The sequence below is a fragment of the Amycolatopsis benzoatilytica AK 16/65 genome (assembly GCF_000383915.1).
Taxonomy (GTDB): domain Bacteria; phylum Actinomycetota; class Actinomycetes; order Mycobacteriales; family Pseudonocardiaceae; genus Amycolatopsis; species Amycolatopsis benzoatilytica.
In genome coordinates this window covers 5,638,543-5,654,771 of record NZ_KB912942.1, presented here as the reverse complement: position 1 = coordinate 5,654,771, position 16,229 = coordinate 5,638,543, and the positions used below count along the sequence as shown (strand labels likewise).

Here is a 16,229-nt window from a genome sequence, read left to right as displayed (position 1 = left end):
GGGAAACGCCGGTCAGGACTTCCGTTCCCGCCACCGGTTCGTCATCGGCAGCCGCCGATCCCGTCCGAAAGCCTTGAACGTGATCTTCGTGCCCGGCGGGTACTGCCGCCGCTTGTACTCGGCCCGGTCCACCAGTTGCACGACGCGGTCGATCGTCGCCGGGTCGAATCCGGCCTCGATCAAGTCCGCGTAGCCCCGGTCGTTTTCGACGTACCCGTCCAGGACGTCGTCCAGCAGTTCGTAATCCGGCAGCGAGTCCGAATCCTTCTGCCCGGGCCGCAGCTCCGCCGACGGCGGTTTCGTGATCGAGTTCTCCGGGATCGGCGGCGTCTCGCCGCGCTTGGCGGCTTCCTCGTTGCGCCACCGGGCCAGCTGCCACACATGTGTCTTGAACAGGTCCTTGATCGGCGCGAACGCCCCGACCGCGTCCCCGTAAATCGTCGAGTACCCGACCGCCAGTTCGGTCTTGTTCCCGGTCGCCAGCACCAGGTGACCGTCCAGATTGGACAGTGCCATCAGCAGCATGCCGCGCACCCGCGCCTGGATGTTCTCCTCCGCGAGTCCGGTCAGCTTCAGCTGGTTGACATACACGTCGACCATGTCCGCCACCGGCTCCACGCGGTAGTGCGCGCCGATTCGCTCGGCCAAATCCTCGGCGTCGTCCTTCGAGTGCGACGACGAGTACTTCGACGGCATCGAAACGCCGTACACCTTGTCCCCGCCCAGTGCGTCCGCCGCCAGCGCCGCGCACACCGCGGAGTCGATCCCGCCGGAGAAGCCGAATGTGACCGTCGAGAAACCGTTCTTGTGCACGTAGTCGCGCAGCCCGACGACCAGCGCCGACCACACTTCGGCCTCGTCCGACAGAGGTTCGACGATCGCAGGAGCGGCCACCGGCTCGTAAGCGGGCAGCGGCGCATCGCTCAGCACTCGCCGGTGCACGTCAAGACCGTCGAACGACCCCGACGGCCCGGGCTCGGATGCCGGCAGGTCCAGATCCAGCACCAGCAGGTGCTCCACGAACTGCGGTGCCCGGGCCAGCAACGCGCCGTCCGCGCCGACCACCAGCGAGTCGCCGTCGAAGACCAGGTCGTCCTGACCGCCGACCTGGTTCGTGTACACCAGCGGCGCGCCCGCCTCGGCGGCCCGCCGCGCGATCAGCGGCAGCCGCTGTTCGTCCTTCGAGCGTTCGTACGGCGAGGCGTTCGGCGCGACCACCAGGTCGACCCCGGCCTTGCCCAGCGCCGAGATCGGGCCACCGTCCTGCCAGATGTCCTCGCAGATCACCATGCCGATGTCGACGCCGTGCAGGCGCAGCACCTCGAGTTCGGTGCCCGGCTTGAAGTATCGGTGCTCGTCGAACACGCCGTAGTTCGGCAGGTGGTGCTTGAACTGCCGGGCGACGACCTCGCCGCGGTACAGCGCGGCCGCCGCGTCGCGCGGGCCGACCTCGTCGTAATCCAGGTAGCCGACGTACGCGAGCAGCTCGCCGCAGCCAGCCTCGTCGAGGCGGCGCGCCAGCTCGGTCACTGACCGCCGGGACGCCTCGGCGAACGTGCGGCGGAGAGTGAGGTCTTCGACGGGGTAGCCGGTCTGGGACATCTCCGGGAACACGACGACGTGCGCTCCCGCCTCGGCGGCCTTGCGGGCCCACTCGACGGTGAGTGCGGTGTTCCCGTCGATGTCGCCGACGGTGGTGTTGACCTGGGCGAGTGCGATGCGCAGTTGCGGCATGCCGTCATTCTGTCCCACCACGCCGACAGAAACTAAGCGGAGGTGAGCCAGAGAACGGCGGAGGGCCCCTCGCGCGCGGCGAGGGGCCCTCCGGGCACAGAAATCAGGACTTCTTCATCCGCATCATGCTGCGGACCTTCTTGACCGTCTGCTCGAAGTCGGAGTCGAACGGGTTGTCGTGCACCAGGTAGGTCCAGGTGGTGTTGGCCCGCCGCACCCCGGCGTCGGCGAGGTCGATGCCGTCGTCGGTGATCTCGGCTTCTTCCAGCGTCTTCGCCGCCCGGGCCGCGGACTCGGCGATGATCTTGTGGAATTCCGGGATCGCCGCGCGGTGGAACTCGTCCAGCGGCGTCTCGCGGGCCAGCGCGCGCAGGTGGATGCTTTCGCGCACGTCGGTCAGATACGCCAGGTGATCCGACCACAGCTGGTCGAGGTGGAACAGCCGGACCTCGCGGCAGATCTGCTCGACCCGCTCGTCGTCGTCCAGCTTCTCCTTCAGCTCGCCGAACTTCTCCTCCTGCGCCTTCTCCAGCTCCTCGGCGGCGAGCGCGGTGTGCAGCACCTTGTCGCGGTGTTCCAGCAGCTCGGCGCGCTGCCGTTCGATCAGCCGGGTGTAGCGCCAGGTGTTGCGGTGGATCTCCAGATCGACGCCCTCGGCGACGCGCTGAGCGTGGTTGAGCTGGCGGTGCGCGGCAGGGTCGGTGATCTCGCCGGTCTCGCTGTCGGCGTCGATGCCGTCTGGCAGGTCCGGTGCGTTCGACAGCACCAGGTCGTCGTTCAAGCTCGCGAAGAAGATCGCGCTGCCCGGGTCGCCCTGTCGTCCGGACCGGCCGCGCAGCTGCCCGTCGAGCCGGCTGGACGGGTACCGAGCGGTGCCGATCACGTGCAGACCGCCCAGTTCGGCGACCTCCTCGCGGCTCGCGCCGTCGCTGCCGCCGAGCCGGATGTCGGTGCCGCGGCCGGCCATCTGGGTGGACACGGTGACCGCGCCCTTCGTGCCCGCCTCGGCGATGATCGCGGCCTCTTCGGCGTCGTTGCGCGCGTTCAGCACGACGCACGGCAGGTCGGCCTTCGCCAGCTTTTCGGCCAGTTCCTCGGACTCGGCCACGTCCTGGGTGCCGACGAGGATCGGCCGCCCGGTCTCGTGCACCGTGCGGATCTCTTCCTCGATCGCGCGCAGCTTCTGCGACGGCGAGGCGAAGACCCGGTCCGGCTGGTCCTCGCGGACGTTCGGGGTGTTCGGCGGGATCACCGCGACCTCGAGCCGGTAGAACTCGCGCAGCTGCTCGGCGACCGCCACCGCGGTACCGGTCATGCCCGCCACCTCCGGGTAGCGGGCGAGCAGTGCCTGCACGGTGATCGAGTCCAGGATCTCGCCTCGGTCGGTGGCGGCGACCTGCTCCTTCGCCTCGACCGCCGCCTGCAGGCCGTCCGGCCAGCGCTGCAGTTCGGCGACCCGGCCGCGGGCGGCGTTGATCAGCTGCACCTTGCCGTCGCGGACCAGGTAGTCGACGTCGCGCGTGAGCAGAGCGTGCGCGTGCAGGGCGACGTTCACCGCGGCGAGCCGGTCCGAGCCGGACTCGTCGTACAGGTCGATGCCGCCGAGCGACTTCTCCACCACCGAGGCGCCGGCGCTGGTCAGCCACGCGTTGCGGCCCTCGGAGTCGGTCTCGTAGTGCAGGCCGAGCCGCAGCCGCCGGACGATCTTGGCGACCTCCTCGTCGGCGTCGTTGTGGTCGATCGAGCCGGCCATCACCAGCGGCACCCGCGCCTCGTCGACCAGCACCGAGTCGGCCTCGTCGACGATGGCCACCTCGGGAGCGCGCTGCACCAGGTCGGCGGCCTGGGTCACCAGCCGGTCGCGCAGCACGTCGAAGCCGATCTCGGCGACCGCGCCGTAGGTGACCTCCTGGCCGTAGACCTCCTTGCGCTCCTCCTTCGAGTGCGCTGGCTCGACCCAGCCGACGGTGACGCCGAGCAGGTCGTACACCGGCTTCATCCACTCCGCGTCGCGGCGGGCGAGGTAGTCGTTGACGGTCACCACGTGCACGCGGCGGCCGCGCAGCGCGTACCCGGCCGCGGCCAACGCGCCGGCCAGCGTCTTGCCTTCACCGGTCTCCATCTGCACGACGTGGCCGGTGAGCAGGCCCATCGTGCCGAGCAGCTGGACGTCGAAGGCACGTTCGCCGAGCTTGCGCCGGGCCGCCTCGCGGCCGAGCGCGCAGACCTCGACCAGCTGGTCGTCGGTGAACGAGGCGGCACCGCCGATCGCGTCTCGCAGCTTGCCCGCGCGCTCGGTGAGTTCGGCGTCGTCGAGCTTCTCCAGCTCCGGTTCGAGCTTCTCGACAGCGGGCAGCAGCGCTTCGTAGCGGGTCAGCTCGACGCTGCCCGGCCGCTGGATGATCCGGCGGAGCCGCTTGCCCACCCGGCTGATCAATGCCACCCCTGGTCTCCTCGCCTCGATGTGTCTCCGGACGCGTCCGCACTGCCCAACGCGCCGACGGTGCGTCGGAGTTCCGCGCCCGGATGGCACGATCAAACCGTGTCCCGTCATCCCAGCGCCAGCCCGTACGCCCGCCGAATCTTCGCGCTAGCGGCTTCCGGCCTGCTCGCGACCACGCTCGTGGCGTGCTCGTCGAACACGGAACAGGCCCTGCCCTCGCCCACGGTCGAATCGCACGCCCCGTCCGGCCCGGTGCCCGCCGGACTCGAGCGGTTCTATCGGCAGAGCATGTCCTGGTCCGCCTGTGCACCCTACGCGACCTCGGACGACGCCCAGTCCGCCTTCCGAGCGCAGGGCATCGAGTGCGGCCGGTTGACCGTCCCGCTGAACTATGACAAACCGGATGGGCAGGCCATCACCATCGGCGTGCTGCGGCACCGCGCGAGCGACCAGGGCGACCGGATCGGTTCGCTTCTGGTGAACCCGGGCGGACCGGGCGCTTCGGGCATGGTCGCCGCGGCGGGGCTGCTCGACCGGGTGAACCAGTCCGACCTCGGCAAGCGGTTCGACCTGGTCGGCTTCGACCCGCGGGGGATCGGCGCGAGCGAACCGCAGATCAAGTGCCTGACCGGGCCAGAGCGCGACGCCGAACGTGCCGACGACAGCGAGACGGACGGTTCGCCCGCTGGCGTCGCGAAGCAGGAAGCGGAGCAAAAGGACTTCGCCTCGAAGTGTGCGCAGCGGACGAAATACGGCGACGACATGCTCTCGCACGTCGGTACGCGCGACGTCGTGAAGGACATGGATGTGCTGCGCAGCGTCCTCGGCGACCAGAAGCTCACATACCTCGGCTACTCGTATGGCACGCGCATCGGCTCCACGTATGCGGAGACCTTCCCGAAGAACGTGCGCGCGCTGGTCCTAGACGGCGCTGTCGACCCGACGCAGAGCCCGGAGGATTCGCTCATCGCGCAGGGGCAGGGCTTCGGCACTGCGTTCAACGAGTTCGCGAAGTGGTGCGCGGCGCGTCAGGACTGCGCGCTAGGCCAGGACCCGGCTGCTGCGACGAAGCAGTTTCAGGACCTTACGCGCCGGCTGATCGACTTCCCGGTCCCTGTCGGCGACGGGCGCAAGCTTTCCTATGAAGACGCGACGACAGGCGCGATCCAGGCGCTGTACCAGGAGAGTCTCTGGCAGTACCTGAACACCGGGCTGAACGAGTTGAAGCTCCAGCGCGGCACCACGCTCGAGAAGCTTGCCGACATCTACAACGAGCGCGGCCCGGACGGCAGGTACGGCACGACGCAGGACGCCTTCACCGCGATCCGCTGTGTCGACGACCCGCGCGTCACGGATCCGAAGCAGATCCTGGACGCGCAGGAGAAGTACGTGAAGGTCGCGCCGTTCCTGGACGACGGCCGCCAGGCCAGCTCCGCGAGGGACGCCTGCGCCTTCTGGCCGGTGCCGAACACGTCGCAGCCGCACGAACCGAACGTGCCGGGTCTGCCGAAGACGCTGACGATCTCGACCACTAACGACCCGGCGACGCCGTACCAGGCCGGTGTCAACCTCGCGAAGGCGCTGAACGGCGCACTGCTCACCTTCGAAGGCACGCAGCACACGGTGTTCCTGCAGGGGAACTCCTGTGTCGACAAGGTCGGGACGGCGTACCTGATCGACGGCACGACGCCGCCGGCGGGCACTCGCTGCAAGGCCAGCTGAGCCCGTCCGTGAAGGGCTCCTTCCGGGACTTAGGGCGGATTCGAGGGGTCGTCGCAACACAGGCTGGATTAGCTGGTTTCGGTGAGGAGTGTAGCGAGGCGTTCGGCTGGGGTGTCCCAGCCGAGCGTTTTGCGTGGGCGGCAGTTGAGCTCTGCGGCGACGGCGGCGAGGTGTTCGGGGCTGTGGAGGGAGAGGTCGGTGCCTTTGGGGAAGTACTGGCGCAGCAGGCCGTTGGTGTTTTCGTTGCTGCCGCGTTGCCAGGGGCTGTGGGGGTCGCAGAAGTAGACGGGGATGCCGGTGGCGATGGTGAATTCGCGGTGTCGGCCCATTTCCGAGCCTTGGTCCCAGGTCAGGGACCGTGTCAGGTGGTCGGGCAGGGTGTGCATGGCGGTGACGAGGGCGTCGCGGACGGCGTCGGCGCCGCGGCCGTGGGGCAGGGGGACCAGGAGCGTGTAGCGGGTGGCGCGTTCGACCAGGGTGGCGATGGCGGAGGCTCCGTCCTTGCCGATGATCAGGTCGCCTTCCCAGTGGCCGGGGACGGCGCGGTCGGCGGCTTCGGCGGGGCGTTCGCTGATCATGACCATGGGTTCGGCGAAGCGGGGCCGGCGGGCTTCGCCGGTGCGGCGGGGTTTGCGCACGGCGCGGCCGGTGCGCAGCGCGCGGTGCAGTTCGCGGCGCAGTTCGCCGCGGCCTTGGACGTAGAGGGCCTGGTAGACGGTTTCGGGGGTCACGTGCAGCTCCGGGCGGTCGGGGTGGTCGCGGCGCAGCCGCTGGCTGATCTGCTCCGGGCTGAACTTCTTGCGCAGCATGCCCTGCACGAGGTCGCGCAGCTCGGGACAGGCCGCGATCTTGCCGGTCTTGGGCCGTTTGCGGCGCGCGTCGGCGCGGGCCTGGGCCGCGTAGGGCCGGTAGCCGCGGCTGCCGGGACGGGCGTTGCGGGCCAGTTCGCGGCTGATCGTGGCGGGATCGCGGCCCAGTTCCCGGGCGATCGCGCGGACCCCGGCCCCTGCCCGGCGCAGGTCGGCGATCGCCAGCCGTTCCTGCTGCGTCAGGAACCGCGACTGCGCCTCGGGGCGGGCATCGGCGACGGGGGCCGGACGCGAGGGCGGGGCCGGCGACCGCACGGCCGTCCGCCCCGCCCGGCTCGGCCGCCCGTGCCGCCACCGGTGCCCGGTCCGCCGGTCGACCCCGACAGCCCGGCACGCCTCGACCGTTCCCACGCCTTCCGCCACAAGATCAAAATACCGGCGGCGTTCCGCCGCCAACCTCCCCCGACCCCGCGACGCTGCAACCTCCCGGACCCCCGCCACGGCAACCCCTCAACAACTCAGGCGTTGCAACCACCACTAGAACCCAAGTAGATTCCGGCAAGGGGCCCTTCACGGATTTACGGCTGCTGATCGGTCAGCAAGACCTCGTACATCACCGGACTGTCGCGCTCCGACGCCGGCGGCACTTGCAGCCACATCCGCGCGAAGCGGCGTGGCTCGGCGACCGTGACCCAGACCTTCACGTTCACATCCGAGTGGATCTGCGGGATCAGCTTCGCGGCGACTGCCCGCGGCAGTGTCCCGCCGACGCGATAACCGTCGATCTGCTGGATGACCTCGCGAATCTCGGTCTGCGGCTGCCGGAGTGCGCCGAGCAGTTCGACGAGGCTCCCGCCCGGCCCGAGGTAGCGGCTCGCGGTGAAGGCCGTGGAGCCGGTCGTTTCGTGCCCTTTCGCGTCCTTCGTGGTCGCGGTGCTGCCGGAGACAGCGAACGTGAACGCTCGATCGACGAACTCGGCGCGGCCGGACACCGCGCCCTTGCCCTGCAGCGTCATGTCACCGCTGAGTTTCGTCATCGGCAGTCCAGGCAACACCCCGTTGACACCGACGGTGAAGCGCAAGCTCCGGACCGCGGCGAAGTTCGTCTTCGCGGCGGCGAGCAGCTCACCTGCCGCGGGCAGCGGAGGTGCCGCAGAGCAACCGGCGGCCAACCCGAAGAGCAGCAGCACCGGCAGGGCACGTCGGCTGAGCATGGCCGAGAGCCTACTCGGTTGGCCCGATTCTTTCGGATGGTGTCCTTCCGGCCACTGTCGATGCCGCGCGCGGACCAGCAGACTGACCACCTGTGACCGTTGAGACCCTCCCCGCCCGCAAGCTGCACCGTGCCTGGTTCGTCGCGGCAGCCGCGTTCGTAGCGCTCTTGGCCGCGGCCGGCTTCCGCGCCGCGCCGGGCGTCCTGATCGACCCGTTGCACCAAGAGTTCGGCTGGTCCCGCGCAACGATTGGTGCCGCTGTTTCGGTCAACCTCGTCCTGTACGGCCTCTTCGCGCCCTTCGCGGCCGCTCTGATGGAGCGCTTCGGCATCCGGCGCGTTTCGGCGACCGCGCTCTTCGTTGTCGCCCTCGGTGCTGGCGGCACGGTCTTCATGAGCGCCAGCTGGCAGCTGATCCTCTGCTGGGGCGTGCTCGTCGGCCTCGGCACGGGCTCGATGGCGATGAGCTTCGCGGCGATGGTCGCGACGCGCTGGTTCGTACGCCACCGCGGCGTCGTAACCGGCGTACTGACCGCCGCAGGCGCGACTGGACAGCTGATCTTCCTGCCGATCATCGCGTCACTCGCCGTCAGCGACGGCTGGCGTACGGCGTCGATGGTGGTCTCGATCGCCGCTCTCGCGGTCGTGCCGGTCGTGCTGTTGGCCGTACGCGACCACCCGGCCGACGTCGGCACTGTCGCGTATGGAGCGCCCGAAGGCACCGAAGTAGCCCGCCCGGAGCCGAAGACCGGCACCGTCCGCCGCGGCCTGAGCGTGCTGTTCCAGGCGGCACGTACGCGAACCTTCTGGCTCCTCGCGATCGGCTTCGCCATCTGCGGAGCGACGACGAACGGCTTGGTCAGCACGCACTTCGTCCCGGCCGCGCACGACCACGGGATGCCGCAGACCACGGCCGCGAGCCTGCTCGCCCTCGTCGGCATCTTCGACGTTGTCGGGACCATCGCGTCCGGCTGGCTCACCGACCGGGTCGACCCGCGGATCTTGCTCGGCATCTACTACGCGCTGCGGGGCGTCTCGCTCGCCCTCCTCCCGCAGCTGTTCACGAACTCGGTCCAGCCGAGCATGTGGGCGTTCATTCTCTTCTACGGCCTCGACTGGGTGGCGACCGTTCCGCCGACGGTCGCGCTCTGCATTCGCTCGTTCGGGGAGGCCGGACCGATCGTTTTCGGCTGGGTTTTCGCCTGCCACCAGCTGGGCGCGGCGTTCGCCGCCTCGGCCGCGGGCGCGGTGCGCGACCAGCTCGGCGACTACGCCGTCGCCTGGTACGTCGCGGCCGGACTCGCGGTGATCGCCTCGGTCGCGTCGCTGTCCATCACCCGATCCGGGAAACCCCAGCTCGCGCAGGTCGGCTGAGCCCGATCCGGGGATGGGTGACCCGTGAAACATGGCGTTAACACGTGCTGGTTAGGGTTCGGCCATGGATCGCCAGCAGGAATTCGTGCTCCGCACTTTGGAAGAGCGCGACATCCGTTTCGTTCGCCTGTGGTTCACCGACGTGCTGGGGTTCCTGAAGTCCGTCGCGGTCGCGCCCGCCGAGCTGGAGGGCGCGTTCAGCGAGGGCATCGGGTTCGACGGCTCGGCCATCGAGGGCTTCGCGCGCGTCTATGAGTCGGACATGGTCGCCAAGCCCGACCCGTCCACCTTCCAGGTGCTGCCGTGGGAGACGCCGGAGGGCAGCCCGTACTCCGCGCGGATGTTCTGCGACATCGCGATGCCGGACGGCTCGCCGTCGTGGGCCGACCCGCGGCACGTGCTGCGCCGTCAGCTGTCGAAGGCCAGCGAGGCCGGGTTCACCTGCTACGTGCACCCGGAGATCGAGTTCTTCCTGCTCGCCAACCTCCCCGACGACGGCCGCGAGCCGGAGCCGGCGGACAACGGCGGCTACTTCGACCAGGCCGCGCACGCCACCGCGACGCATTTCCGCAGGCACGCGATCGAAACGCTCGAAGCGATGGGCATCTCGGTCGAGTTCAGCCACCACGAGGGCGCGCCGGGCCAGCAGGAGATCGACCTGCGCTACGCCGACGCGCTCACCATGGCCGACAACGTGATGACCTTCCGCTACGTGGTCAAGGAGGTCGCGCTCACCCAGGGCGTGCACGCGACCTTCATGCCGAAGCCGTTCACCGGCCAGCCCGGCTCCGGGATGCACACCCACGTCAGCCTGTTCGAAGGCGACCGCAACGCGTTCTACGACGCCGAGGACCCGCACGAACTCTCTGAGACCGGCAAGGCGTTCGTCGCCGGGGTCCTGCACTACGCCAAGGAAATCTCCGCGGTCACCAACCAGTGGGTCAACTCTTACAAGCGGCTGATCAGCGGCAGCGAAGCGCCGACGACGGTCTCGTGGGGCAGGGCGAACCGGTCCGCGCTCGTGCGGGTGCCGATGTACTCGCCGGGCAAGGCGTCCTCGCGCCGGGTGGAGATCCGGACGCTCGATTCGGCGTGCAACCCGTACCTGGCCTATTCGGTGATCCTGGCCGCCGGGCTGAAGGGCATCGAAAAGGGCTACGAGCTGCCGCCGCCCGCCGAGGACAACATCTGGCAGCTGTCCGATGCCGAACGCCGCGCGGCGGGCTACGCGCAGCTGCCGCAGAACCTCGGCGAAGCGCTTGCCGAGATGGAGAAATCCGAGCTGCTGCCGGAAGCTCTGGGCGAGCACGTCTACGACTTCTTCTTGCGCAACAAGCGGGTCGAATGGGACAACTACCGCAGCGCGGTCACGCCCTACGAGCTCCGCACGCTGTTGCCGATGCTCTGAACGGGGCGGCCCCGGCCGCGTCCCGACGTGGGGGAGGCATCGGTACATGGGAAGAAGACTGCCCGCCGTCCTGGCCGCGCTCGTCGCGGCCGCGGGGCTGGTGACGGCACCGCCGGCGTCCGCCGACCCGTACTTCGACCTGGACCGGGCGGACATCCCGTCCCTGCAGCACCGGATGGCGGCCGGCCAGCTCACCGCCATCGCCCTGACCAGCGCTTACCTGGCGCGTATCCGGGCGCTGGACCCGAAAGTCAACGCCGTTCTCGCGCTCAACCCGAGTGCGCTGGCCCAGGCCGCGGCCAGCGACCTGCGGCACCGGACCGGTCGCATCCGTGGTCCGCTTGACGGGATTCCGGTGCTGGTCAAGGACAACGTGGACACCCGGGACCAGAACACCACCGCCGGTTCGCGCGCGCTGCGCAGCCGGCCGGCCGCGGACGCCACGCTGATCACCCGGCTGCGCGACGCGGGCGCGGTGATCCTCGGGAAGGCGAACCTGTCCGAATGGGCGAACTTCCGCGCCGCGAAACCGACTTCCGGCTGGTCCGGCGTCGGCGGCCAGACCCACAACCCGTACGTGCTTGACCACAACCCGTGCGGGTCGTCCGCCGGGTCCGCGGCTGGCGTCGCCGCTTCGCTGGCGCAGGTCGCGATCGGCAGCGAGACAGACGGGTCGATCGTGTGCCCGGCCGGGATGACCGGCACGGTAGGGCACAAGCCCAGCCTGGGGCTGGTCAGCCGACACGGGGTCGTGCCGATTTCCGCGGAGCAGGACACCGCGGGACCCATCGCGCGCAACGTCGTGGACACTGCGATCACGTTGTCGGTGCTGCAGGGCCGGGACCCGGCGGACCCGGCGACGCTGCGCTACCCGTCGACGCAGCCGGCCGACTACGCGAAGCTGCTCCGCCCCGGCGTACTGCGCGGCGCGCGGATCGGCTTGTGGCGGTTGCCGGTGCTCGGCCCGGACACGGACGCTGTGGTCAGCAACGTGAAGGCGTCGCTGGAGAAAGCAGGGGCGACCGTCGTCGAGGTGAACCTGCCGTACCAGGACCGGCTGTCCGAGCTGGAGTTCCCGGCGCTGCTCACCGAGTTCCACCGGGACATCGACGCCTACCTGGCGACCCGCCCGACAGGACCGCGCACGCTGGCGGACCTCGTCGCGTACAACCGTGCCGACCCGCTCGAGCGGACTTGCTTCGCCGGTCAGGAACTGTTCGAGCAGGCGCTGGCCGCCCCCGGCCCGGACGATCCGGCCTATCGGAAGAACCGCGCGGAGCTGACCGACCTGGCGAGGCGGTCGCTGGACGAAACCCTCGCGAAGTACCGCCTGGACGCGATCGCGTCGCCGACGAACCCGCCGGCGTGGAAGACCGACTGCGCCAAGGGCGACAACGACGTGATCCCGTCCTCGACACCAGCCGCGGTCGCCGGCTACCCGGCAGTCACCGTTCCGGCCGGATCGGTCGGGCCGCTGCCGGTGGGGATTTCGTTCATGGGCGGGCAGTGGGCCGACGGCAAGATGCTCGCGATCGCCGCGGACTACACACGAGTAGCGCCGGTCCGGGTGCCGCCGAAGTTCCTCCCGGCGCTGCCTGCCCGGTAGGCACCTGGTTCAGGTTTTTCAGCGGCCGTCGGCTGGCGCGTGGTGCGCCCGCCGGCGGCCGTCGTCGCGCTGGGCGCCCATGCACAGGCTCACTGACCTGCGGTGATGTCGTTAAGTGACCCCCCTGTTTTCGGGTGGTTGAGAGGCATGTAATCTTCTCTTCGTCGCCAGGAACACCGGGCCGGCGGGGCCGCAAGCCTCCCGGACCAGGAGCCCGGGCCGAGCGGGTTGACACCGCGAATCGGACCAGGTAACGTTCAGCGTCGGCCCACGAGCGGCCGCCGACTCCCTACGACTAACCTCGCAGGTAGCGGCATGCTCGACCAAAAAGCTTGAAATAACGCATCGAGCTTGGTCCGGTTTTTCCGGGACTTGTTCGGGGTGTGTTGCTTGAGAACTCAACAGTGTGCTAGTGAACTAAGCCAGTAGAGCTTTTATATGAAACCCCCTCGTCGGGGTTTCCTTTGAGAATGATGATTGAGAATAGTCTCGATCGAACTTTACAGCATTGTTGGAGAGTTTGATCCTGGCTCAGGACGAACGCTGGCGGCGTGCTTAACACATGCAAGTCGAACGCTGAACCGGTTTCGGCCGGGGATGAGTGGCGAACGGGTGAGTAACACGTGGGTAATCTGCCCTGCACTCTGGGATAAGCCTGGGAAACTGGGTCTAATACCGGATATGACCACTGGAGGCATCTTTGGTGGTGGAAAGTTCCGGCGGTGCAGGATGAACCCGCGGCCTATCAGCTTGTTGGTGGGGTAATGGCCTACCAAGGCGACGACGGGTAGCCGGCCTGAGAGGGTGACCGGCCACACTGGGACTGAGACACGGCCCAGACTCCTACGGGAGGCAGCAGTGGGGAATATTGCACAATGGGCGCAAGCCTGATGCAGCGACGCCGCGTGAGGGATGACGGCCTTCGGGTTGTAAACCTCTTTCGCCAGGGACGAAGCGCAAGTGACGGTACCTGGATAAGAAGCACCGGCTAACTACGTGCCAGCAGCCGCGGTAATACGTAGGGTGCGAGCGTTGTCCGGAATTATTGGGCGTAAAGAGCTCGTAGGCGGTTTGTCGCGTCGGCCGTGAAATCTCCACGCTTAACGTGGAGCGTGCGGTCGATACGGGCAGACTTGAGTTCGGCAGGGGAGACTGGAATTCCTGGTGTAGCGGTGAAATGCGCAGATATCAGGAGGAACACCGGTGGCGAAGGCGGGTCTCTGGGCCGATACTGACGCTGAGGAGCGAAAGCGTGGGGAGCGAACAGGATTAGATACCCTGGTAGTCCACGCTGTAAACGTTGGGCGCTAGGTGTGGGCGACATCCACGTTGTCCGTGCCGTAGCTAACGCATTAAGCGCCCCGCCTGGGGAGTACGGCCGCAAGGCTAAAACTCAAAGGAATTGACGGGGGCCCGCACAAGCGGCGGAGCATGTGGATTAATTCGATGCAACGCGAAGAACCTTACCTGGGCTTGACATGCGCCAGACATCCCCAGAGATGGGGCTTCCCTTGTGGTTGGTGTACAGGTGGTGCATGGCTGTCGTCAGCTCGTGTCGTGAGATGTTGGGTTAAGTCCCGCAACGAGCGCAACCCTTATCCTGCGTTGCCAGCGCGTCATGGCGGGGACTCGTGGGAGACTGCCGGGGTCAACTCGGAGGAAGGTGGGGATGACGTCAAGTCATCATGCCCCTTATGTCCAGGGCTTCACACATGCTACAATGGCTGGTACAGAGGGCTGCGATACCGCGAGGTGGAGCGAATCCCTTAAAGCCGGTCTCAGTTCGGATCGCAGTCTGCAACTCGACTGCGTGAAGTCGGAGTCGCTAGTAATCGCAGATCAGCAACGCTGCGGTGAATACGTTCCCGGGCCTTGTACACACCGCCCGTCACGTCATGAAAGTCGGTAACACCCGAAGCCCATGGCCCAACCCGCAAGGGAGGGAGTGGTCGAAGGTGGGACTGGCGATTGGGACGAAGTCGTAACAAGGTAGCCGTACCGGAAGGTGCGGCTGGATCACCTCCTTTCTAAGGAGCACAACACATCCGCGTCCCCGGGATACCCGGAACCAGGGCGCGGGGTGGCTCGGGCTCGGAAGCCGAATGTGTTTCCGTCCGGGTTGCTCAAGGAATTGTGGAACTACTGGTTACGGGTTCTCGCGGTGGTGATGCCGCCGACCTAGTACTGCGGGGCTTCGGCTTCGCGTGGAACGGCGGCCGCGGATCCGGGCGGGTTCTTGTTCGCTGGCGCGCTGTTGGGTCCTGAGGCAACACACGTTGTTTCTGGTGTGGTGTTTGAGAACTGTAGAGTGGATGCGAGCATCTTTGTGGTCAAGTTGTTAAGGGCACATGGTGGATGTCTTGGCTTCAGGAGCCGATGAAGGACGTGGGAGGCTGCGATATGCCTCGGGGAGCTGTCAACCGAGCTGTGATCCGAGGATTTCCGAATGGGGAAACCCAGCACCAGTGATGTGGTGTTACCCGCCGGTGAATATATAGCCGGTGTGGAGGGAACGCGGGGAAGTGAAACATCTCAGTACCCGCAGGAAGAGAAAACAACCGTGATTCCGTGAGTAGTGGCGAGCGAAAGCGGAAGAGGCTAAACCGATTGCATGTGATACCTGTCAGGGGTTGTGTGGTCGGGGTCGTGGGACCCAGCGTCGAGGATCTGACAGTCCTCGGAATGATGTCGCGTGTTAGTGGAACCGCTTGGGATGGCGGACCGGAGTGGGTGAGAGTCCCGTACGCGAAAACACGTTGTCGTTGTTTGTCTGGTGTTCCCGAGTAGCAGCGAGCTCGTGGAATTTGCTGTGAATCTGCCGGGACCACCCGGTAAGCCTAAATACTTCCTGGAGACCGATAGCGGACGAGTACCGTGAGGGAAAGATGAAAAGTACCCCGGGAGGGGAGTGAAAGAGTACCTGAAACCGTGTGCCTACAAGCCGTCAGAGCCGTTGAGGTGATGGCGTGCCTTTTGAAGAATGAGCCTGCGAGTTAGTGCTGCGTGGCGAGGTTAACCCGGGTGGGGTAGCCGTAGCGAAAGCGAGTCCGAACAGGGCGGTTGTAGTCGCGTGGTCTAGACCCGAAGCGGAGTGATCTACCCATGGCCAGGGTGAAGCGACGGTAAGACGTCGTGGAGGCCCGAACCCACTTAGGTTGAAAACTGAGGGGATGAGCTGTGGGTAGGGGTGAAAGGCCAATCAAACTCCGTGATAGCTGGTTCTCCCCGAAATGCATTTAGGTGCAGCGTCGCATGTTTCACCGCGGGGGTAGAGCTACTGGATGGTCTAGGGGCCTTACCGGGTTACCGAAATCAACCAAACTCCGAATACCGTGGTGTGAGAGTGCGGCAGTGAGACGGCGGGGGATAAGCTTCGTCGTCGAGAGGGAAACAGCCCAGAACACCAGCTAAGGCCCCTAAGTGTGTGCTCAGTGGGAAAGGATGTGGGATTGCCCAGACAACCAGGAGGTTGGCTTAGAAGCAGCCACCCTTGAAAGAGTGCGTAATAGCTCACTGGTCAAGTGGTCCTGCGCCGACAATGTAGCGGGGCTTAAGCACACCGCCGAAGCTGTGTCATTGACACTTTAGATCGGCGTTCGTCCTTGAGGCGGGCGTCCAGTCGTGTTGATGGGTAGGGGAGCGTCCTGCATCCGGTGAAGCGGCGGCGGAAGCCAGTCGTGGAGGGTGCGGGAGTGAGAATGCAGGCATGAGTAGCGAATGCAGAGTGAGAAACTCTGCCGCCGGATGACCAAGGGTTCCTGGGCCAGGCTAATCCGCCCAGGGTAAGTCGGGACCTAAGGCGAGGCCGACAGGCGTAGTCGATGGACAACGGGTTGATATTCCCGTACCCGAGCATGTGCGCCCATGGCGAGGCGGTTGACACTAACCACCCGAAGCCGNNGNNGAAGTCTTCGGACGGA

Annotated in this window: 8 protein-coding genes and 2 rRNA genes (1 of these 10 running past the window's edge); 6 read left to right on the top strand and 4 right to left on the bottom strand. The window is 67.1% G+C overall.

Annotation, left to right across the window (positions count from 1 at the left end):
* Positions 1-12 precede the first annotated feature (12 nt).
* Together AMYBE_RS0126030 and secA2 are read right to left on the bottom strand one after the other, a co-directional pair.
* Positions 13-1,734: an NAD+ synthase gene (locus tag AMYBE_RS0126030; protein WP_020662328.1), complete on the bottom strand. Its 1,722-nt coding sequence runs from the start codon at positions 1,732-1,734 to the stop codon at positions 13-15.
* 103 nt (positions 1,735-1,837) lie between these two features.
* Positions 1,838-4,177 carry an accessory Sec system translocase SecA2 gene (gene secA2, locus AMYBE_RS0126025; protein WP_020662327.1) on the bottom strand — a complete coding sequence of 780 codons (2,340 nt, stop codon included), beginning with the start codon at positions 4,175-4,177 and terminating at the stop codon, positions 1,838-1,840.
* A 99-nt stretch (positions 4,178-4,276) separates the two neighbouring features.
* On the opposite strand from secA2, the gene AMYBE_RS0126020 reads away from it, so the two are divergent.
* A complete protein-coding gene (locus AMYBE_RS0126020; RefSeq protein WP_020662326.1) occupies positions 4,277-5,899 on the top strand; it encodes an alpha/beta hydrolase in 1,623 nt (540 codons plus the stop codon).
* A gap of 68 nt (positions 5,900-5,967) precedes the next feature.
* Here the strand turns inward: AMYBE_RS0126020 and AMYBE_RS0126015 are convergent, their stop codons facing one another.
* Both AMYBE_RS0126015 and AMYBE_RS0126010 read right to left on the bottom strand, forming a co-directional pair.
* Positions 5,968-7,164 (bottom strand): IS30 family transposase, encoded by a 1,197-nt coding sequence (locus tag AMYBE_RS0126015; RefSeq protein WP_425386914.1) that lies wholly within the window; start codon positions 7,162-7,164, stop codon positions 5,968-5,970.
* 122 nt (positions 7,165-7,286) lie between these two features.
* Complete coding sequence (locus tag AMYBE_RS0126010; RefSeq protein ID WP_020662324.1) at positions 7,287-7,922, bottom strand: LppX_LprAFG lipoprotein; 636 nt, start codon at positions 7,920-7,922, stop codon at positions 7,287-7,289.
* Positions 7,923-8,014: 92 nt separating this feature from the next.
* Between AMYBE_RS0126010 and AMYBE_RS0126005 the strand changes: the two genes are divergently transcribed.
* The 5 genes from AMYBE_RS0126005 to AMYBE_RS0125985 form a co-directional block, all read left to right on the top strand.
* The gene (locus tag AMYBE_RS0126005) at positions 8,015-9,295 is read left to right on the top strand and encodes an MFS transporter (RefSeq protein ID WP_020662323.1); all 1,281 of its coding nucleotides are present in this window, start codon (positions 8,015-8,017) and stop codon (positions 9,293-9,295) included.
* A gap of 64 nt (positions 9,296-9,359) precedes the next feature.
* Positions 9,360-10,703, top strand: a complete 1,344-nt coding sequence (gene glnA / locus AMYBE_RS0126000) for a type I glutamate--ammonia ligase (RefSeq protein ID WP_020662322.1) — start codon at positions 9,360-9,362, stop codon at positions 10,701-10,703.
* Positions 10,704-10,749: 46 nt separating this feature from the next.
* Entirely contained in the window at positions 10,750-12,309 is a 1,560-nt protein-coding gene (locus AMYBE_RS0125995) for an amidase (RefSeq protein ID WP_020662321.1), read from the top strand.
* 508 nt (positions 12,310-12,817) lie between these two features.
* Positions 12,818-14,336: ribosomal RNA gene (locus tag AMYBE_RS0125990) — 16S ribosomal RNA — on the top strand.
* Positions 14,337-14,637: 301 nt separating this feature from the next.
* Positions 14,638-16,229 (top strand): 23S ribosomal RNA (locus tag AMYBE_RS0125985); it runs 1,531 nt beyond the window's last position.
* The 16S and 23S rRNA genes sit together here, the layout of an rRNA operon.